Origin of the sequence: Mycolicibacterium pulveris (assembly GCF_010725725.1) — a bacterium.
GTDB classification, from domain to species: Bacteria; Actinomycetota; Actinomycetes; order Mycobacteriales; family Mycobacteriaceae; genus Mycobacterium; species Mycobacterium pulveris.
Map to the genome: position 1 here is coordinate 3,100,409 of NZ_AP022599.1, position 18,972 is coordinate 3,119,380.

At 66.7% G+C, this 18,972-nt stretch carries 20 protein-coding genes and 4 tRNA genes; 16 read left to right on the plus strand and 8 right to left on the minus strand.

The genetic code is table 11. The features are described 5' to 3' along the window. Positions 1 to 44: 44 nt before the first annotated feature. The 3 genes from pstC to pstB are packed head-to-tail and all read left to right on the plus strand — an operon-like array spanning position 45 to position 2,785. Positions 45 to 1,088 carry a phosphate ABC transporter permease subunit PstC gene (pstC, locus tag G6N28_RS15050; protein ID WP_163906275.1) on the plus strand — a complete coding sequence of 348 codons (1,044 nt, stop codon included), beginning with the start codon at positions 45 to 47 and terminating at the stop codon, positions 1,086 to 1,088. After that, entirely contained in the window at positions 1,085 to 1,999 is a 915-nt protein-coding gene (pstA, locus tag G6N28_RS15055) for a phosphate ABC transporter permease PstA (RefSeq protein ID WP_163901536.1), read from the plus strand. The genes pstC and pstA overlap by 4 nt, the downstream gene beginning before the upstream one ends. A 9-nt stretch (positions 2,000 to 2,008) precedes the next feature. Then, complete coding sequence (gene pstB / locus G6N28_RS15060) at positions 2,009 to 2,785, plus strand: phosphate ABC transporter ATP-binding protein PstB (RefSeq protein WP_163901538.1); 777 nt, start codon at positions 2,009 to 2,011, stop codon at positions 2,783 to 2,785. A gap of 84 nt (positions 2,786 to 2,869) precedes the next feature. Here pstB and phoU read toward each other — a convergent pair whose 3' ends face one another. The 4 genes from phoU to G6N28_RS15080 form a co-directional block, all read right to left on the minus strand. Then, entirely contained in the window at positions 2,870 to 3,538 is a 669-nt protein-coding gene (gene phoU, locus G6N28_RS15065) for a phosphate signaling complex protein PhoU (protein WP_163901541.1), read from the minus strand. Positions 3,539 to 3,618: 80 nt separating this feature from the next. Further along, complete coding sequence (locus tag G6N28_RS15070; RefSeq protein WP_163901543.1) at positions 3,619 to 5,688, minus strand: LCP family protein; 2,070 nt, start codon at positions 5,686 to 5,688, stop codon at positions 3,619 to 3,621. Between the two features lie 199 nt (positions 5,689 to 5,887). Then, positions 5,888 to 7,021 carry a tRNA dihydrouridine synthase DusB gene (gene dusB, locus G6N28_RS15075; protein ID WP_179962203.1) on the minus strand — a complete coding sequence of 378 codons (1,134 nt, stop codon included), beginning with the start codon at positions 7,019 to 7,021 and terminating at the stop codon, positions 5,888 to 5,890. Positions 7,022 to 7,052: 31 nt separating this feature from the next. Then, positions 7,053 to 8,048 (minus strand): acyl-ACP desaturase, encoded by a 996-nt coding sequence (locus G6N28_RS15080; protein ID WP_163901547.1) that lies wholly within the window; start codon positions 8,046 to 8,048, stop codon positions 7,053 to 7,055. 213 nt (positions 8,049 to 8,261) lie between these two features. Here G6N28_RS15080 and G6N28_RS15085 point away from each other — a divergent pair, with 213 nt between their 5' ends. The 3 genes from G6N28_RS15085 to G6N28_RS15095 all read left to right on the plus strand — a co-directional run bounded on the left by G6N28_RS15085 (position 8,262) and on the right by G6N28_RS15095 (position 9,741). Continuing rightward, positions 8,262 to 8,696 carry a hypothetical protein gene (locus G6N28_RS15085; RefSeq protein ID WP_235674581.1) on the plus strand — a complete coding sequence of 145 codons (435 nt, stop codon included), beginning with the start codon at positions 8,262 to 8,264 and terminating at the stop codon, positions 8,694 to 8,696. A 138-nt stretch (positions 8,697 to 8,834) separates the two neighbouring features. Next, positions 8,835 to 9,233, plus strand: coding sequence for a hypothetical protein (locus G6N28_RS15090; RefSeq protein ID WP_407664963.1), 399 nt, complete (start codon positions 8,835 to 8,837; stop codon positions 9,231 to 9,233). Between the two features lie 100 nt (positions 9,234 to 9,333). Continuing rightward, a complete protein-coding gene (locus G6N28_RS15095) occupies positions 9,334 to 9,741 on the plus strand; it encodes a PASTA domain-containing protein (RefSeq protein WP_163901553.1) in 408 nt (135 codons plus the stop codon). 3 nt (positions 9,742 to 9,744) lie between these two features. On the opposite strand, the gene G6N28_RS15100 is transcribed toward G6N28_RS15095, so the two are convergent. Continuing rightward, a complete protein-coding gene (locus G6N28_RS15100; protein WP_163901555.1) occupies positions 9,745 to 10,329 on the minus strand; it encodes a TetR/AcrR family transcriptional regulator in 585 nt (194 codons plus the stop codon). Positions 10,330 to 10,401: 72 nt separating this feature from the next. On the opposite strand from G6N28_RS15100, the gene G6N28_RS15105 reads away from it, so the two are divergent. The 5 genes from G6N28_RS15105 (at position 10,402) to nrdF (ending at position 15,583) form a co-directional block, all read left to right on the plus strand. Further along, positions 10,402 to 11,442, plus strand: coding sequence for an oxygenase MpaB family protein (locus tag G6N28_RS15105; protein ID WP_163906277.1), 1,041 nt, complete (start codon positions 10,402 to 10,404; stop codon positions 11,440 to 11,442). A 46-nt stretch (positions 11,443 to 11,488) separates the two neighbouring features. Beyond that, positions 11,489 to 12,691: a serine/threonine-protein kinase gene (locus G6N28_RS15110; RefSeq protein WP_163901557.1), complete on the plus strand. Its 1,203-nt coding sequence runs from the start codon at positions 11,489 to 11,491 to the stop codon at positions 12,689 to 12,691. A 134-nt stretch (positions 12,692 to 12,825) separates the two neighbouring features. Next, positions 12,826 to 13,164, plus strand: coding sequence for a hypothetical protein (locus G6N28_RS15115; protein ID WP_163901559.1), 339 nt, complete (start codon positions 12,826 to 12,828; stop codon positions 13,162 to 13,164). A 15-nt stretch (positions 13,165 to 13,179) separates the two neighbouring features. After that, positions 13,180 to 14,394 carry an RtcB family protein gene (locus G6N28_RS15120; protein ID WP_235674582.1) on the plus strand — a complete coding sequence of 405 codons (1,215 nt, stop codon included), beginning with the start codon at positions 13,180 to 13,182 and terminating at the stop codon, positions 14,392 to 14,394. Positions 14,395 to 14,611: 217 nt separating this feature from the next. Further along, positions 14,612 to 15,583: a class 1b ribonucleoside-diphosphate reductase subunit beta gene (gene nrdF, locus G6N28_RS15125; protein WP_407665015.1), complete on the plus strand. Its 972-nt coding sequence runs from the start codon at positions 14,612 to 14,614 to the stop codon at positions 15,581 to 15,583. 104 nt (positions 15,584 to 15,687) lie between these two features. On the opposite strand, the gene G6N28_RS15130 is transcribed toward nrdF, so the two are convergent. Beyond that, positions 15,688 to 15,760, minus strand: a tRNA-Lys gene (locus G6N28_RS15130). 121 nt (positions 15,761 to 15,881) lie between these two features. Between G6N28_RS15130 and G6N28_RS15135 the strand changes: the two genes are divergently transcribed. From G6N28_RS15135 to G6N28_RS15155, 5 genes are all read left to right on the plus strand, one after another. Then, a tRNA-Glu gene (locus tag G6N28_RS15135) sits at positions 15,882 to 15,954 on the plus strand. A gap of 35 nt (positions 15,955 to 15,989) precedes the next feature. Then, a tRNA-Asp gene (locus G6N28_RS15140) sits at positions 15,990 to 16,066 on the plus strand. Positions 16,067 to 16,107: 41 nt separating this feature from the next. Beyond that, positions 16,108 to 16,184: transfer RNA gene (locus G6N28_RS15145), tRNA-Phe, on the plus strand. 2 nt (positions 16,185 to 16,186) lie between these two features. Continuing rightward, positions 16,187 to 16,780, plus strand: a complete 594-nt coding sequence (locus tag G6N28_RS15150) for a TetR/AcrR family transcriptional regulator (protein ID WP_179962086.1) — start codon at positions 16,187 to 16,189, stop codon at positions 16,778 to 16,780. Between the two features lie 63 nt (positions 16,781 to 16,843). Next, the gene (locus tag G6N28_RS15155) at positions 16,844 to 17,689 is read left to right on the plus strand and encodes an SDR family NAD(P)-dependent oxidoreductase (protein WP_163901565.1); all 846 of its coding nucleotides are present in this window, start codon (positions 16,844 to 16,846) and stop codon (positions 17,687 to 17,689) included. Positions 17,690 to 17,693: 4 nt separating this feature from the next. Here the strand turns inward: G6N28_RS15155 and G6N28_RS15160 are convergent, their stop codons facing one another. Beyond that, entirely contained in the window at positions 17,694 to 18,485 is a 792-nt protein-coding gene (locus G6N28_RS15160) for an MBL fold metallo-hydrolase (RefSeq protein WP_163901566.1), read from the minus strand. Next, positions 18,482 to 18,946 (minus strand): ester cyclase, encoded by a 465-nt coding sequence (locus G6N28_RS15165; protein WP_163901569.1) that lies wholly within the window; start codon positions 18,944 to 18,946, stop codon positions 18,482 to 18,484. The genes G6N28_RS15160 and G6N28_RS15165 overlap by 4 nt, the downstream gene beginning before the upstream one ends. Between the last annotated feature and the right edge of the window lie 26 nt (positions 18,947 to 18,972).

The window sequence follows — 18,972 nt, forward strand, 5'->3', positions numbered from 1 at the left end:
GGGCTGCAACCGATAACGGAGCGGCGAGGATGGACACCAGATCGATGATTGATGGGGTCGATGTGACAACGCCGAATCCGTCGGACGCAGGTTCCGGCGAGGCGATGGCCCAGCCGTTCGGCGAGCCGGAACCCGTCCCCCTCGATCCGTCGCGAAACGCGAAGGTCCGGTTGGGAGATCGGATTTTCCGCGGGCTCGCGGAAGGTTCGGGCGTCTTCATCGTCGCCCTCATCGCGGCGATCGGCTTCTTCCTGCTGTGGCGGGCTGTCCCGGCGCTGGCCCGCAACGAGGAGAACTTCTTTCTCTACGGCGGCAATTGGATCACCACCGACACCTCGGCCATGCACTTCGGGGTGCTGGACCTGCTGCAGGTGACGGTGTTCGTATCGGTGTTCGCGCTGGTGCTGGCGATGCCGGTGGCGCTGGGTATCGCGATCTTTTTGACGCAGTACGCGCGGCGACGGTTGGCGGGTCCGCTGGCCTACATGGTCGACCTGCTGGCCGCGGTGCCGTCGATCATCTACGGCGTGTGGGGCCTCTACGTGTTGGCTCCGGTGCTTGCGCCGGCCGCGCAGTGGCTCAACGTCAACCTGGGTTGGTTGTTCCTGTTCAAGACGGGCACCGCCTCGGTGATCGGCGGCGGGACGATCTTCACCGCGGGCATCGTGCTGGCGGTGATGATCCTGCCGATCATCACCGCGGTCACCCGGGAGGTGTTCGTTCAGACGCCGCGCGGCCAGATCGAGGCCGCGCTGGCGCTGGGCGCGACCCGCTGGGAAGTGGTGCGCACCACGGTGCTGCCGTTCGGCATGTCGGGCTACATCAGCGGCGGCATGCTCGGCCTGGGCCGTGCGCTGGGCGAGACGATCGCGCTGCTGATCATCCTGCGCGGCACCCAGGAGGCGTTCGGCTGGTCGCTGTTCGACGGTGGCTTCACCTTCGCCAGCCTGATCGCTTCCGCCGCTTCGGAATTCAACGACCAGTTCAAGGCGGGCGCCTACATCTCCGCCGGTCTGGTGCTGTTCGTGCTGACGTTCGTGGTGAACTCGCTGGCCCGGGCCGCGGTCGCAGGAAAAGGTGCCAAGTGACGACAACGCTCGATCGGCCGGTGAAGGCCACCACGTTCCAGGGTGTGAGCCTGCGGCGCAAGATCACCAACAACATCGCGACGGTGTTGGTGACGCTGTCGGTGCTGATCGCGTTGATCCCGCTGCTGTGGGTGCTGTACTCGGTGATCGCCAAGGGCATCAAGGTGATCGCGTCGGCGGAGTGGTGGTGGAATTCGCAGGCGGGCATGACGGCGTTCATGGCCGGCGGCGGGGCCTACCACGCGATCGTGGGCACGCTGCTGCAGGGCCTGGTGTGCGCGGCCATCTCGATTCCGATCGGTATCTTCGTCGCCATCTACCTGGTCGAGTACGGTGGCGGCACCCGGATGGGCAAGCTCACCACGTTCATGGTGGACATCCTCACCGGCGTCCCCTCGATCGTGGCGGCGCTGTTCATCTACGCGCTGTGGGTTGCCACGCTCGGATTCGAGCGGTCCGGCTTAGCGGTGTCGCTTTCCCTTGTGCTGCTGATGATTCCGGTGATCGTGCGCGCCACCGAGGAGATGCTGCGCATCGTGCCGATGGATCTGCGCGAGGCCAGCTACGCGCTCGGTGTTCCGAAGTGGAAAACCATTGTGCGCATTGTCGTTCCGACGGCACTGTCGGGCATCGTCACCGGCATCATGCTGGCGCTGGCGCGGGTGATGGGCGAGACCGCACCGCTGCTGATCCTCGTCGGCTACAGCCAGGCCATCAACTTCGACATGTTCAGCGGGTTCATGGGGTCGCTACCCGGCATGATGTATGACCAGACCTCGGCGGGCGCAGGCGCCAACCCGGTGCCCACCGACCGGCTCTGGGGTGCCGCCCTGACGCTGATCCTGCTGATCGCCGTTCTCAACGTGGGCGCGCGCCTGCTGGCAAAGCTGTTCGCGCCCAAGAAGGTTTAGGAGCCTGACATGGCAAAGCGGTTGGACCTCAAAGACGTCAACATCTACTACGGTGCCTTCCACGCCGTCGCCGACGTGTCGCTGGCCGTTCCGCCGCGCAACGTGACCGCGTTCATCGGCCCGTCGGGCTGCGGCAAGTCCACTGTGCTGCGGACGCTCAACCGGATGCACGAGGTGATCCCCGGCGCCCGCGTCGAAGGATCCGTGCTGCTCGACGGGGAGAACATCTACGGCGCGGGCGTCGACCCGGTCGGGGTCCGCAAGACCATCGGGATGGTGTTCCAACGGCCGAATCCGTTCCCCACCATGTCGATTCGTGACAACGTGGTGGCCGGCCTCAAGTTGCAGGGCGTGCGCAACAAGAAGACGCTCGACGAGGTCGCCGAACGCTCGCTGCGCGGGGCGAACCTGTGGACCGAGGTGAAGGACCGGCTCGACAAGCCCGGTGGCGGCCTTTCGGGCGGCCAGCAGCAGCGGCTGTGCATCGCCCGCGCCATCGCGGTGCAACCCGACGTGCTGCTGATGGACGAACCGTGCTCGGCCCTCGATCCGATTTCCACGCTGGCGATCGAGGAGCTGATCGCAACGCTGAAACAGGAATTCACCATCGTCATCGTCACGCACAACATGCAGCAGGCCGCCCGGGTGAGCGATCAGACCGCGTTCTTCAACCTCGAGGCCACCGGTAAACCGGGCCGGCTGATCGAGATCGACGACACCGAGAAGATCTTCTCCAACCCGAGCAAGAAGGCCACCGAGGACTACATCTCCGGCCGCTTCGGCTGATCCCGCCGCGAGGGTGCGTCCTCATCCGCTGAGCGCGGCGCGTCGCGGATGAAACCGCACAGTCGGCGGGAGACCCGACGACGATCAGCGCGACGCCGGCAGGTCTTCCTCGTCGGGGTGTTTGCCGGTGACCTGGAAGATCACCCGGCGGGCCACCTCGACCGCGTGGTCGGCGAAGCGCTCGTAGAACCGGCCGAGCAGCGTCACGTCGACGGCCGCGGCCACGCCGTGCTTCCACTCGCGATCCATCAGCACCGTGAACAGATGCCGGTGCAGGTCGTCCATCGCGTCGTCTTCTTCTTGGATGCGGGCGGCCTTCTCCGGATCACGCGTGACCAGCACCTCTTGCGCGCTGTTACCCAGTTCGACTGCCACCCGGCCCATTTCGGCGAAGTAGCCGTTGACCTCCTCGGGCAGCGCGTGCTGCGGGTGGCGGCGCCGCGCGATCTTGGCGACGTGCAGGGCCAGCGCGCCCATCCGGTCGACGTCGGCGACGATCTGAATGGAGCCGACGATGGCGCGCAGATCACCGGCAACCGGCGCCTGCAGAGCAAGCAGCACGAACGCCGCTTCCTCTGCCCGCGCGCTCATCGCGGCGATCTGTTCGTGGTCGGTGATCACCTGCTCGGCCAGCACCAGATCGGCTTGCAGCAGGGCCTGGGTCGCGCGTTCCATCGCAGCGCCTGCCAGCCCGCACATCTCGCCGAGCTGCGCCGTCAAGGCATCCAGTTGCTCGTGGTACGCGGTACGCATACCCGCCACCCTACGGTCTTTTCGGCCCGGGCGTCACGCGCGAAGCGGTGAACGACAGGTGAATCCGACCTGGCAAACAGCTAATCGCAGGTGGTGTCGGCCGCGTTGGTGACGGCCAGGTCGTCTGGCAGCGCGGTCGGTGTGCTGTTGGTGCCGCGCACGACATGGACCTGCACGGGGGAGCCGCTCGGCGATGGTGTGTGCACCGAGTTGAAGTCGTTGCCGAGCACCACCTGGACGATGTCGCCCTTGCCCGTCACCCGCTCGATGGTCGGGTTGGCGAACGCCGAGGCCACCGTCGCGGCGGCTTCCTCGTTCCCCGGTGAGAAGAACACCGTCGTCTCGTCCAGCGGGCCCGGGTAGTCGTCGGGCGTCGTGACGTTGAAGCCGTGGGTCTGCAGCGCGCTGGCGGCGCTGGCGGCCAGACCGCTGCGGCCCGTGGAGTTCGACACCTGCACGGTGATGTCCTGCGGATTGGTGGTGACCGCATTGACCAGCTCGCTGGATTCGAAGGCGCCCTGGCCCGGTGTCTGGCTCATCAAGTCGGTCGACGACTCGGGTGCGCCCGGCACCGGGGTGTTGTCGGCGTTGCGCTCCTTGGGCAGTGGTTCGTCGTTGATGATCGCGTCGAAGATCGCCCTGGTGTCTTCCTCGCGCAGGTGCTCGTTGCCCCACTCGTCCATGTAACCGGTGGTCGGCACGGTCAGAAATGTGATGCGACCGGCCGCGATGCCCTGGATCGACTGCCCGAGCGTGACAAGGTCCTTGGTGTCCATGTTGTCGACGTAACTGTCGTTGATGAACATGTTGACCACGTTGTTGAGCTTGGACAGCGAGAAGAACACTTCCTTGGAGATCAGCGAGCGCAACAACGAGGACAAGAACAGCTGTTGACGCTTGATCCGCCCGTAGTCACCGTTGCCTTCGGTGGTGATCTGCCGGGCGCGTACGTACTGCAGCGCGGTTTGACCGTCGACGATCTGACGCCCCGCCCGCGGTAGCACCGTGCCGACCTCGTAGTCCTCAAGCGGGGTGGTGCTGCATACCTCGACGCCGCCGAGCGCGTCGACCATCTTGGAGAAACCGGCGAAATCCACTGCCATGAACCGGTTTATCGACAGCCCGGAGATCTTCTGGATGACCTTCACCAGGCACTTGGGCCCGCCGACGGCGTAGGCCGAGTTCAGCTTGTACTCGGTGTAGACCTTCTCGGCCCCGTACATGGGTGAGTCCGGGTCGGTGATCGGTCCGTACTCGCGGGTGTGCGGATCCCACGGTTCGCACTGCATCGGTTCGATCTCGAGGTCACGGGGAAACGACACCCCGACGACGCGTTCGCGGTTGGCGGGGATGTTCACCAGCATCACGGTGTCCGAGCGGGCGCCGGCGGCGTCTTCGGGGGTGCCCGCGCCGATTTCGCTGTTCTCTCCCAGCCGGCTGTCCACCCCGACGATCAAAAAGTTCTCGTCGCCGAACTGCGCGTTCGGGTCGACGATGTCGCGGGAATCGGGATCCAGCGCCGAGATCCGGTTGAGCATGTTGTTCTTCGTGGTCTGCCACTGCCACGCCCCGCCGGTGAGGACCAGCGCCAGCACCGCCATCGCCGCTGCGGCCACCCGACCCGCCATCATCGTGGAGCGCAGGGCCCGGCGACGATTCGGCCGGTCGGGCCGGTCGCTGCCGCGCCGGGCGACGACGTGCGCTGGCGCCACCCGGCGGTGCCTGCGGACCGCGGACAGATCCGGCAGGTCCGGTGAGCGCAACTGGACGGCCGGAATGATTTCGGTGTCGTGCTCGTCGTCCGGCAGCGGCCGCGGCTCTTCGGTGTCGGGTACCGCTGCGATGATCTCGGTGACCGGTGCCGGTTCGTCGGGTTCGGCGCGGCGGCGCCGCAACTTTTCGGGCACGGCGGTGTCGCCCCGGACGCGGGCGATCAGGTCGGCGACGGTGATGCCGTCCGTGTGGCTTCCGGGGCCCGGCCCGGCGCCATCGCCGCGTCCAGCTCGGCTTCTGCGTTCCCACGGCGCGGCGCCTGGTTTCGGGCGGGCGCTTCGGGTAAGCCATCGGTTGTCGTCGGCGGGATGGCCGGACTCCGACGAACCACGGGGGCCAGGAGTGGCATCAGCACCAGGGCTGTCGCCGTCACTCATGATCCCACCGGCCTCCGACCCATAGTCGCCGCACACTTTGCGCATGAACGTCCGCGGTGCCGCATGCCGTGTGCCAGCACTCGCGGGGCTCCGATCGGAGCCCATACCGAACAAGTTCCATATCGTACTGAGACATCCTGAGAGTTGTGATGTCGGAGTCGTCTCAGTATCGAGACAACTTCGAGACGCCCGAGCCGGCTCAGCCCCCCGAATGCATGACCTCGGCACCGGCGGGAACCGTGCAGTCGTCGGGATCGGCCAGCCAGCCCTCGGGTAACGCCACGGATGCCGAGGAACCCTGACGGCCACGGGGGCCCTGCGCCGCGGCGGGGAAAGGCACGTCCGCATCGAGCTGGCCGAGCAGATCTTCGAGCTCTGCAACCGTCTTGACCAGCGCCAACGCTCGCCGAAGCTCGGCACCGGCCGGAAATCCGTGCAGGTACCACGCCACGTGCTTGCGGATGTCGCGCATCCCCTTGTCCTCGCCGAAGTGGGCGGCCAACAAGTCGCCGTGGCGCAGCAGGATCTCGGCGACCTCACCCAGGTTCGGCGGGGTCGGCAGCGGTTTGCCGCTGAAGGCCGCCGACAACTCGGCGAACAGCCACGGGCGGCCCAGGCAGCCGCGCCCGATGACGACCCCGTCGCACCCGGTCGAAGCCATCATGGCCAGCGCGTCCTCGGCCTCGAAGATGTCGCCGTTGCCCAGCACGGGAACGTCGGTGACGTGCTCTTTCAGCGCGGTGATGTGCTGCCAGTCCGCTTTGCCGGAGTACCGCTGGGCCGCGGTGCGGGCGTGCAGCGCGACGGCGGCCGCGCCTTCCTCGGCGGCGATGCGCCCGGCGTCGAGAAAGGTGTGATGTTCGTCATCGATGCCGACGCGGAACTTCACGGTGACCGGGATGTCGGTGTTGTTCGTCGCGGCCACGGCGGCCTTGATGATCTGGCCGAACAGCTTGCGCTTGAACGGCAGCGCGGCCCCTCCGCCGCGCCGGGTGACCTTGGGCACCGGGCAGCCGAAGTTCATGTCGATGTGGTCGGCCAGGCCTTCGTCGGCGATCATCTTGGCCGCGTCGTATGTGTACTTCGGATCCACGGAGTACAGCTGCAGCGACCGCGGCGACTCGTCGGGGCCGAACGTCACCATGTGCATGGTGGCCGGGTGACGCTCGACGAGCGCCCGCGCGGTGACCATCTCGCAGACGTAGAGCCCGCTGACCGTCCCGGCGCGCGCGATCTCGAGCTCGCGGCACAGGGTGCGGAAGGCCACGTTCGTCACGCCGGCCATCGGGGCCAGCACGACCGGGCTGGCCAGCCGGATGTCGCCGATGCTCAGCGAGCGGGTTTCGGCTGCAACGGTCATGCGGTCACGACGACCTTGCGAGCACCCTCTGCGCGGTGAGCTTCTCGGCCTTGCGGGCCTCGCGTTCGAGGCGGCGCTGCTTGGAGATCTCGAACTTGTCGCAGGCCTCCTCGAGTTCCTCGACCAGCTTGCCGAGGTCGTCACGCATCCGCGCGGCCTCGCCGGTGAAGTCCTCGCGTTCGAAGATGCGCCACCTCTTCAGCACCGGCATCACGACGTCATCCAGGTGGATGCGCGGGTCGTAGACGCCGCCGACCGCGATGATCACGGCCTTGCGGCGGAACTCCGGCACCGTGAACCCTGGCATCTTGAAGTTGCGCAGCACCCGGTGCAGCGAGTGCATCGCCTGGTCGGGGGCGATCTCGAAGCCGGCCTCGGAGACGTCGCGGTAGAAGATCATGTGCAGGTTCTCATCGGCGGAGACCCGGGCCAGCAGCTGGTCGGCGACGGTCTCGTTGCAGGCCTTGCCGGTGTTGCGATGCGATACGCGGGTGGCCAGCTCCTGGAACGTCACGTAGATGACCGAGTCGAAGAGGCTCTCGGCGAACAGGTCGCCCTGTTGGTTCTGGCCAGGGGAGAAGCCGCGGGTGACCTGCTCGAGACGCAACTGCTCGAGCTGCACCGGGTCGACAGCGCGGGTGACGACCAGATAGTCGCGCAGCGCGATGCCGTGGCGGTTCTCCTCAGCGGTCCAGCGGTTGACCCACTGGCCCCAGGCCCCGTCCATGCCGAAGTTCATCGCGATCTCGCGGTGATAGGAGGGGAGGTTGTCCTCGGTGAGCAGGTTCTGAACCATCGCGACCTGAGCGAGCTCAGAAAGCTTCGCCTCCTCGGGGTCCCAGTCCTTGCCGCCGAGGGCGTAGTAGTTCTTCCCGTCGGACCACGGGATGTAATCGTGCGGGTTCCAATCCTTCTGCATCGACAGGTGCCGGTTGAGATTCTTCTCCACGACGGGCTCGAGTTCACGCAGGAGGTGGAGGTCGGTCAGGTTCTCGTGCATGGCCCCTCCAGTTATCTGTACCTGTAAGTAGCAGTCAGAGTATCTGTGTACCCCGGTGACATTCAAGTTACGCAGCGGCCCTGTCACATCTGCATCACAAGGCTCTTCTGCAGGCGGTACGATGCGTCTCAACGCCCAGCGAGCAAATCGCTCGGCGCGACGGCAGCACACGCGACGACGCGGAGGTTCTCGAGCTTGAAGATGGTCAGGGTTGTGGCGAGCGCTGTCGCCGCAGCATCGGTGGCCGGCAGCGCCCTTTTCGCAGGGGCGGGGGTCGCCGAGGCCAATCCGCCCGATGTGGTCAACCGCACCTATCAGGACGCCAAGAGGATTATCCAGCGGTCAGGCGGAAAAGCCGTAGTGGCGACCCGTACCGGCAATGCACTGGCCGAGTCGAGGTGCTTGGTCACCAACGCGTGGGAGGCCGCGGTTCGCCGGCCCAACCGGCGCGGCCGTCCGGTGGCCAACAAAGACATCATGGTCGCGCTGAACTGTAACGGCGAGCTGGCCGCGGCGGGCACGGCAGGAAACTCGGCAGCCAGCCCCGCCGGGCGGGCGGCAAAGGAAGAGCAGCAGCGCAAGGCGGAGAAGGCCGCCAGGGACAGGGCCGCGCGGCAGGCCGCCGCCGCCCGGCAGGCTCAGCAATAGGCTCGGGTCGCCCGGCGCACGTCAGCGTCTGATTTCCGCCGATGGACCGGCCGCTCGAGTGGCGGCTCACTCCTTACCGCCATACGATTTCCAGTATCGGTCCGGCGGTGTTGCCTGGGCGTTTGGAGGCCGGCAGACGTGAACAAGCTCATAGCTTTCGGAACAGGACCCATGTTCGTCGCCGCGATGGGGTGCGCGGTCATGGTGGGCGCCGACGTGGCGAGCGCCGAGCCAGATGTGGTGGGCCAGAAATATTCGGATGCGACGACGGCGATCAAGAACAGCGGGGGCACCGCCGTCGTCGCCTCCCGGGTGGGTGACCGGCTTTCGGAGGACGACTGCATCGTCACCAACGCCTGGGAGGCGTCATTCGTGCGCGACGGCAGCGCCGACAGCGGCGAGGTGATGCTGTCGCTGAACTGCAACGGTGACTACGCGACGGCAACCGAACCCGGCGCCTCCGTGCAACACCCGCTGGGCCGGGACGCCATGGCCGCGGATGAAGAAGAAGCCGCCGAGGAAGCCCCGAGTTCCTGACCGTCGATGGCGCTCAATGGCCCGTCGCCACAACATAATTAACACAATGTCAACGTAGCCGTCCGACGGCGTTCACATCGCGGCGCCAAAGTAGTCGGCGATGATGAGACGAATTTCGCTTCGGGTCGGGGCGGTGACGTTCGGGACCGCAGCGCTCTTGCTGATCGGAATACCCACTGCCGCAGCCGATTACGTGGGGCAGAGCTACGCCGATGCCTCCGCTGAGATGAACGAGGCCGGGCTGAACCCGATTGTCGTCACCCGGGTGGGCGACCAGTTGGCAGAGGACGAGTGCATCGTCACCGGCGCTTGGGAGCCGTCGCTCCTGCGGGGCGTCGGAGACGGCTTCGAGTACTCCGAAGACGAGATCATGGTGTCGTTGAACTGCGCGGGCGCGTATGCGTCGGAGACGAATCCCGGTGCCTCCGTGCAGCATCCGCTGGGACGTGCGGCCAAGTCCGAGGCCGAAGAGGAAGCTGCCGAGGGGGAGAGCTCCGAAGAGGAGTAGCGGTCAACGGCTGGGCGCCCGGCCGAGCAGCATGCCGACGCAATAATCGATGAACTGCTCGCGGGTGACCGTCAGGCGACCGTCCAGGTAGGCGGTGAACAAGGCGGTGAGCGCGCCGATCAGCCCGGTGGCCACCATGGCCGCCAGCGCGGGTTCGGTGATGCGGGTGAGCTTCTGCTGCAGCAACTCGATGAAGTTCGGCATCCATTCGGCACCGGAGCGGACCAACACGGGCTCGACCTCCGGCGCCAACAGCAGAACCCGACCGCCTGCCGGATCGTCGACCATCAACTCGACGAAGCGCTCGACCGCCTCGCGCGGCGTCTCCGCCGTCGTCAACGTGGCCATCGCCCGCGCGCACACGTCGTCGTAGACCGCGCGAACGAACTCGTCACGATCGGCGAAGCTCTCATAGAAGTAGCGCTCGGTCAGCCCCGCCGCCCGGCAGACCGCACGCACGGTGAGCGCCGGCCCCTCCTCGCTGCCCAGCAGCGCCACCCCGGCGGCGACGAGTTCGTCGCGGCGCAGCGCCTGACGGTCCCGTAGTGGGACGCCGGACCACCGGCCGCGTCGTTGACCCGAAGGCACATCGCTCCTAAGCTCGACTATGACAACGTCTGTAGTCAGAATCTACCGTCTGGCTGGATGGGAAGCTCATCAGTGACTCAAGATACGTCCGATGCATGCCCGGTGTCCTGGGGGCACCACCGCCCGCCCGCAGGGCAGGGGGACGAGTCATCGGAGATGGCCGCCGGATGCCCGGTTTCCGGCGGGGGATACGGCACGCTGCCGGAGCCGCTCGGGCCGGACTCGCTGACCTGGAAGTACTTCGGTCAGTGGACCGGCATGCTGCAGGGGCCGTGGGCCGGTTCGATGCAGAACATGCACCCGCAGCTGGGCGCGGCCGTGAAAGATCACTCGATCTTCTTCCTGGAGCGGATGCCGCGACTGTTCCGCTCGGTCTATCCCATCGGTGGCGTGGTGTTCGACGGTGATCGCGCGCCCCGTACCGGAGCGGAGGTGCGCGACTATCACATCGGCATCAAAGGCGTCGATGAGCAGGGGCGCCGATACAACGCGCTGAACCCCGAGGTCTTCTACTGGGCGCACGCGACGTTCTTCAAGTCGACCTTGCTGGCCGCCGAATGGCTCGGCGGCGGGCTCACCGAAGCCCAGAAGCGCCAGCTGTTCGACGAACACATCGCCTGGTACCGGATGTACGGGATGAGCATGCGCTCGGTGCCCGAGACCTGGGAGGAATTCCAGGAGTACTGGGATCACATGTGCCGCAATGTTCTGGAAAACACCTGGGCGGCAAGGGAAGTCATGGACCTTTCCACGATGCCCAAACACCCCTCGCTGGAGTGGGTGCCGGACTGGGCGTGGCGGCTGAACCTGAAGGTCATGCAGCGTGTGCTGACGTTCTTCGCGGTGGGTCTCTACGACCCGCCGGTGCGCGAGCTGATGGGCTACTCCTGGTCACCTCGCCAAGAATGGCTGCATCGGCAGTTCGGCAACCTGGTCTATCGGATCACCAAGCTGTTGCCCAAGCGCATGCTGATGCACCCGCGGAAACGCTCGGCGTGGGATCGGGCACACGGCCGGCTGTCGGCGGACGCGCCGCTGGTCGAGACGCCTGCGCGCAACCTGCCGCCGGTGGAGTACCGCGACAACCCGCACTACTACAGCCCGAAGGTCTGACCCCGCAGAGGTTTGCACTCCGCTCGCGGGGGCTAGCTTTACCGGTATGCAGGCGCCAGAGATTCTTGGCGGCCGGTACGAACTGCGCAGCGTCCTGGGTCGGGGCGGCATGTCGGAAGTACGCGACGGTTGGGACACCAGACTCGACCGGCCGGTGGCGATCAAGCTGCTGCATCCGATGCTTCTCGCCGATCCGGTGACCCGGGGCCGGTTTGAGCGCGAGGCCCGGGCAGCCGCCGCGTTGAGCCATCCGAACATCGTCGCCGTGCACGACAGCGGCGAGCACAACGGCACACCGTTCATCGTGATGGAGCGGCTGTCGGGGCACACCCTTGCCGACCTGATCGCTGGCGGACCGCTTCGGCAACCGCAGTTGCGCTTCATTCTCGACGATGTGTTGTCGGCCCTGGCCACCGCGCACACCGCCGGAATCGTGCACCGCGACATCAAACCGGCGAACATCTTGTTCAGCGACTCCGGGCATACCAAGGTCGCCGACTTCGGGATCGCGAAAAGCGCTGCCACACCCGACACGGTGACCGGTCAGATCGTCGGCACGATGGCCTATCTCAGCCCGCAGCGGATCGCCGGGGCGCCGGCCACGGCGTGCGACGACCTCTACGCGCTCGGCGTCGTCGGCTACGAGGCGTTGACCGGTCGGCGGGCTTTCCCGCAAGAGAACCTCGCGGAGCTGGCGCGAGCGATCACCGACGGTGCGCCGGCGCCGGTGGCGGCGCTGCGCCCGGATGCGGACCCGGTGCTGGCGGCGACGGTGGAGCGGGCGATGGCACCTGACCCGCGCTGGAGGTTCGGCAGTGCGCAGTCGATGAGCGCCGCCCTGGCGGGGCGCTTCGAGCCGCCCGCGGGGCATCGCCCGCCGACCAAGGTATTGGCTGCCCCGTTGCCTGCGCCGACGACGATGGCGGTGCGACCGCCGGCTCCCAAAAACCGCACCCGGGTACTGCTAGGGGTGGCCGCGGCGTTGGTCGCCGTGGTGGTCACGTTGGCGGCGGTGATCGCCGAGTCCGCGTCGCGCCCGCCGCCGGCCCCGGCCAGCACCAGCACAACGGTGCCCACGACGCCTCCGCCGCCGTCGCTGCTGCCGCCACCTCCGCCGCCCGCGCCGGCCCAGGTCGAGCAGGGTCCGCCGTGGAACAGCCGCGGCGAGAACGGGAGGGGCCCCAAAGGACCGAAGGGACCAAAAGGCCCGGACGGGCCGAGGGGCCCGAGGGGCGGCGACGACGACTGAACACTCTGATGTAGACAGGACTACAGCCCCTGTAGTCAGCGCTACCAAGCGAGCGGTGGACTGGTATGAACATGAACGCCCTGCACCGACCGGGCGCGATCGCACTGACAACAACCCGTCGCTGGGGTGGGTACATGAACGGTGAAGCGAAAGTCTGGCTCGTCGAGCACGATATCGAGCTCGATCCGGCTGCGACGAAGCGCTTCGCCAACGTCTGGCGCGACGTCGCTGGAGTCGACGACCACATCCGCGACACAGCGCTGCTGGCGGCGGCGAGGTATTTGGCCGGCGAGGCGACGCCGGCCAGTGTCGGCAAGACGCTGGCTCGTGCGCGCAGCCGGGTCGCCGCCCAGTGGGTGGCGGCGAAGGTCGTCGCCAAGCTGGCCGTCGGCGACGGCGCTGCCGAGGCCGCGACGGCCCGTGAGGTCGGCGTCGACCGCATGGCGCTGCGCCGGTGGCTGGGCAAGCGATAGCACCAGGAGGACTTTGTGACAGCAATCGTTACCGACCGGCTCGTCAACTTCGCCAGCGAGGTCGATGACCAGACCATCGAGCAGGCCGAGCAGACGGCCACGATGCCGTTCGTCTATCCGCACGTTGCGCTGATGCCCGATGCGCACTTTGGGAAGGGCAGCAGCGTCGGCACGGTCATCCCGACCGACGGTACCGTGATCCCGGCCGCCGTCGGCGTCGACATCGGCTGCGGGATGATCGCCGTGCGCACCACGTTCGACGCTGGAAGCATCGCCGGGTTGGGCCTGTCCAAGCTGCGAAGCTCGCTAGAGTCGGCAATCCCGATGAGCGCGGGCAATTACAACCGCCGCCTCGGCCGGTACAAGTTCACACAGCAGCGCATCAGCGAGCTCGAGGACAAGGCCCGGCGCGAGAACGTCGACCTGTCGCACTCGCCGAAGTGGCGGGAACAGCTCGGCACCCTCGGCGGCGGCAACCACTTCATCGAGCTGTGTCTCGACGATCGCGACCGGGTGTGGCTCTTCCTGCACAGCGGCTCGCGTGGCGTCGGCAACAGGATCGCGCAGAAGCACATTCGCAAGGCCCAGGACATCTGCGCGAAGAACTCGGTCGCACTGCCGCATCGTGACCTCGCGTACCTGACCGAGGGCACCGAAGCCTTCGACGAGTACATCCGCGAGCTGCGCTGGGCGCAGCACTTCGCGCTGTTGAACCGCGGCGAGATGATGGACCGTTTCGCTCAGGCCTTCGCCCGCTGGACCAGAAACGACATCGCCAGCGCCGATGACCCGATGGCGCTGTGGCATGCCGACTTCGAGGTTGAGCGCATCAACACGCACCACAACTACACTCGGCGCGAGGTCTACGGGGGCCGCGAGGTCTGGCTGACCCGCAAGGGCGCCATCGACGCACACGAGGGCGTGCGCGGCCTGATCCCGGGCTCGATGGGCACCCGGTCCTATGTCGTGACCGGCAAGGGCAACCCCGACGCGCTGTGCAGCGCACCCCACGGCGCCGGGCGGCGCTACTCGCGTACCAAGGCGCGCAAGCTGTTCACCGCCGCCGACCTCGACAAGCGTATGAAGGGCATCGAGTACCGGCCCGGCAACGATTGGGTCGACGAGATCCCCGACGCCTACAAGCCGATCGACGTCGTGATGCGCGACGCCGAGTCGATGGTGACTATCGACGCCGAGCTTCGCCAGATCCTCAACGTCAAGGGCAAGTAAGCAGGAGATCAGGGCGTCGGCGGCCGAGCCGGCGGGTCGAACGGCACTGACACCGGAATACGAAGAAAGTTACCCGATTTCGGGCTCACCCGCGGGGGTGGGTTAGATCTGCAGACACGGCGATGATCTCACCCCGGCGCGGCAGGGCAGCGGATACAGTTGGACCCGGCGCGGCCCCGAGACCGCAGCACCGCTTCACGTGGGGGTAGGAGGAAACATATTGAGCACCAAGGTGATTGACCGCGTCCGTGCTGTCAACTGGAATGACATCCAGGACGAGGTCGACCTTCAGGTCTGGAACCGTGTCACCACCAACTTCTGGCTGCCCGAAAAGATTCCGCTGTCCAACGACGTTCCGGCGTGGCACACGCTGACGCCGAACGAGCAGCAGGTCGTCATCCGCGTGTTCACCGGGCTGACGCTGCTCGACACCATTCAGGGCACCGTCGGCGACGTCGAGATGATCGAGGACGCCGTCACCCCGCACGAAGAGGCGGTGCTGGGCAACTTCATCTTCATGGAAGCTGTGCACGCCAAGAGCTACAGCTCGATCTTCTCCACGCTGTGCTCTACCAAGGAGATCGACGAGGCGTTTCGCTGGTCGGAAGAGAACCCGCACCTACAGCGCAAGGCCGAGATCCTCGTGAACTACTACCGGGGCGACGACCCGCTCAAGAAGAAGATCGTCTCGGTCATGCTGGAGAGTTTTCTGTTCTATTCCGGCTTCTATCTGCCGCTGTACTGGGCGGCCCGGGCGAAGCTGACCAACACCGCCGACATCATCCGGCTGATCATCCGCGACGAGGCGGTCCACGGGTATTACATCGGCCACAAGTTCAAGCGCGCCCTGGAAGCCGAATCGCCGGAGCGACGGGCGGAACTCCATGAGTATGCCTATTCGCTGCTGATGGATCTCTACGACAACGAGGTCGAATACGCCCAGGATCTCTACGACGGGATGGGCGTCACCGAGGCCGTCAAGGCGTTCATGCGCTACAACGCGAACAAGGCGCTGCGCAACCTCGGCTACGATCCGCTGTTCCCGGCCGACGACTGCGAGGTCGCGCCGGAGATCATGGCCCAGCTCGACCCCGGCAGCCTCGAAACGCACGACTTCTTCTCGGGCAGCGGTAGCGCCTACGTCATCGGCCGTATGGAGGAAACCGCAGACTCGGATTGGGCCTGGTGACCCGGCATCACCGAAGGCGCCCGCGCGGAACCCAGCGCCACCGCACGGTGGGGAAGACCGACGCCACACACCACCAGTCATCTGCGGCAACGGGCCTGACCAAGTGCCCCCACCAGGACTCGAACCTGGGACCTGCGGATTAAAAGTCCGTAGCTCTACCAACTGAGCTATAGGGGCGCGAGCAACAGGATACTGGTAACCGGACAGCCCGCTCGTTTGAGGATTGGGGTGCAGGTACCCTAAGCTATCGAGGCTCCCAACGACATGGCGTTGTGAGTACCCCGGAGAGATTCGGCTGGCCCCCTTCGTCTAGCGGCCTAGGACGCCGCCCTTTCAAGGCGGTAGCGCGGGTTCGAATCCCGTAGGGGGTACACGCGACGCACGTACGATGGAAGTCGCACAGTAAGGCCCTGTGGCGCAGTTGGTTAGCGCGCCGCCCTGTCACGGCGGAGGTCGCGGGTTCGAGTCCCGTCAGGGTCGCCAGTACGGCGGGCATGTCGGTTTTTCGACAACCGGTGCCGTCCGGCCAGGTAGCTCAGTTGGTACGAGCGTCCGCCTGAAAAGCGGAAGGTCGCCGGTTCGATCCCGGCCCTGGCCACCAGGATGAATAGCGTGACGACGGCCGATTTCCGCCAGCGATTGCTCGACGCCCTCGAAGAGTCCATCGCCGAGGTCGGCTACCCGAAGACCACGGTGGCCGACATCGTCCGGCGGGCCAAGACCTCGCGGCGCACCTTCTACGAGCACTTCGACAGCAGAGACGCCTGCTTCATCGCGCTGCTGACCGAGGCCAACGCCGATCAGGTCGCCAAGATCACGGCCGCGGTGGACGCCGAAGCGCCCTGGCGCACCCAGGTGCGCCAGGCCATCGAGGCGTGGATCGCCTCCGGCGAATCCCGGGCGGCGCTGATGCTCAGCTGGATTCGCGACGTGCCTGCCCTGGGCAGCGCGGCCCGCGGACTTCAGCGCGAGGCGATGGAGAACTTCATCGCGATGGTGCACGCTCTCGGTGACACCAGTGAGTTCCGCGCCGCGGGCATCGGCCCGGTGTCGCGTCAGCGCATCATCATGCTGCTGGGCGGTCTGCGCGAGCTGGTTGCCATCACGGTCGAGGAGGGCGGGCGCATGACCGATATCGCCGACGAGGCCGTCGAGGCGTCGATCGCGCTCCTCACCCCCGCCCTGCCGGCCAGCTGACCTTGTCAACGGCGGTACTGGCCCGTACCGTGGGCGCTACCTGCAACCGCACGCGAGGGGCTCATGGGCAAACGGCGCACAACGATTAGTGGCCGCACCGCGGTGATCACGGGCGCGGCGTCGGGAATCGGACGCGCCCTGGCGCAGCGACTGGCCGCGCACGACTGCCCGGTGGCCATCGCCGACGTCGACGAACACGGCCTGAAGGAGACCGAGGCGTCGCTGCGCGGACCGACGCTGCTGCGGGTGCTCGACGTGCGTGACGCGGCGGCGCAACACGACTTCGCCGACCAGGTGCGCCAGTGGGCGCCACAACCGCTCGGCGCGGTGTTCAACAACGCCGGCGTCACGGTGGGCTCGCGTGTACTCAACGCGGCACCCGAGGACGACCAGTGGGTGTGGGACATCAATTTCGGCGGCGTGGTCAACGGCACGCGGGCGTTCCTGCCGATTCTTCTCGAGCAGAACGACGGCGTGATAGTCAACACCTCCAGCGTCTTCGGTCTCGTCGGCATGCCTGGTCAAAGCGCTTACTGCTCATCGAAATTCGCCGTCCGCGGGTTCACCGACGCGCTACGACAGGAGTTGCGGGGGACGGGGGTCCGCGCCGTCACCGTGCATCCGGGCGGCGTCGACACCAACATCGTGCGCAACGCGCGCTATCGGGAGGATCCAACCGGCCGTGGCCGTACGCAGCAACAGGTCGCCGACGACTTCGCGGCGATCACCATGACCAAGCCCGACAAGGCGGCCGAAATCATCCACCGCGGAGTGGAGGCGGGAAAGTCGCGGATCCTCGTCGGACCCGACGCCCGAATCTTCGATCTGCTCGGACGGGTGGCGCCGACCCGCTACTACGACGTGCTGAAGTGGATCGAGTCCTATCAGCGGCGCCGCTCGTCCTCGTGACGGGTCACGCCGCGGTGGCCCGCGCGTGCCTCAACAGCGTGGGATCGTGCGCGCAGAGCAGCAGCAGATCCGGTTCGTGACGGCGGTAGAGTTCGGCCAGACGAAAATGGTTGTCTCGCACACGTTTCCGGTCGTAGGCAATCGTCTTCTCGGAGGCCAGCAGCGCCCGCGGCCCCGCTGAGACGCCGGTGAGTGTGCTGTGGTGGTAGAACGCGTCACCGCAGTGCAACAGCCAGCGGCTACCGGCGTCCACGGCGACGCACGCGTGCCCGCGGGTGTGGCCCGGCAGTGACACCAACACGATGCCCGGTGAGACATCGGTGAGCGGCTTGGCCGCGGCGAACCCGCGCCACGCCTCGCCGTCGGGATCGTGCTCGACGATCTTGGGACCGTGGCTCCACTGGGCCGACCGGAACCGGATCCGCTCGCGGCGCGACGGACGATGCAGTGCCCCAGCGGCTTCGGCTGCGGTGCAGTGGATTTGGGCATCGGGAAAGTCGGCGATCCCGCCGATGTGGTCGACGTCGAAATGGGTCACGACGATGTGGCGGACGTCGTCACGGGCGAAACCCAGCCGTTCGAGCTGGCGGACGGCGGTTTCGGCGGGGTCCAACGCGGGCCGAAGGATTCGGCGCGGCAGGCCGAGGCGGCGGGCCGGATCGTTGCAGTCCGACAACCCGTATCCGGTGTCGACGAGCACCAACGCGTTGTCGGTCTCCACCAGCAGCACGTGGCAGACCAGTTCAGGGCCGCCCACGGGACGCATCGTCCCGCAGTTGAGGTGGTGGACCTTCACAGCTCGCCCGTACCGACCAGGGACAGCAACTCGCTTCGTCCGATCTGGGTGACCAAGCTGGCCGAGTCGAAGTAGATCCGTTCGTTGACGATGCGGTCACCGTCGAAGAAGAAGACTGCCGCGACCGGCACCCGGAACGCCTTTCCGGTCGGCGGCAGGCCGTAGAACTCGCCGAGATTGGTTCCCAGCAAGTCGAATTCGACCACTACCGTGTCGTCGGCGACGTGGTAGCGGACGTTGTCGTGGCGCTGGTCGGGAAACGCGGTGCGCGTCGTCCGGTAATAGCCCATCACCTCGTCGTCGCCGTCGAAGACCTGGCCGGTGGCCATGATCTCGTAATGCGGGCGTCCTTCGGAACCGGCCTTGAACGTCGCCAGCGTCCGGTCGAACTCCTTGGTCACCTCGGTGTCCATGTGCTCGCGGATCACCTCGAGGCGGCGCTGCCGTAGGTCGTCGGTCATGGTCGCACCCTACGACCGTGGCGGCG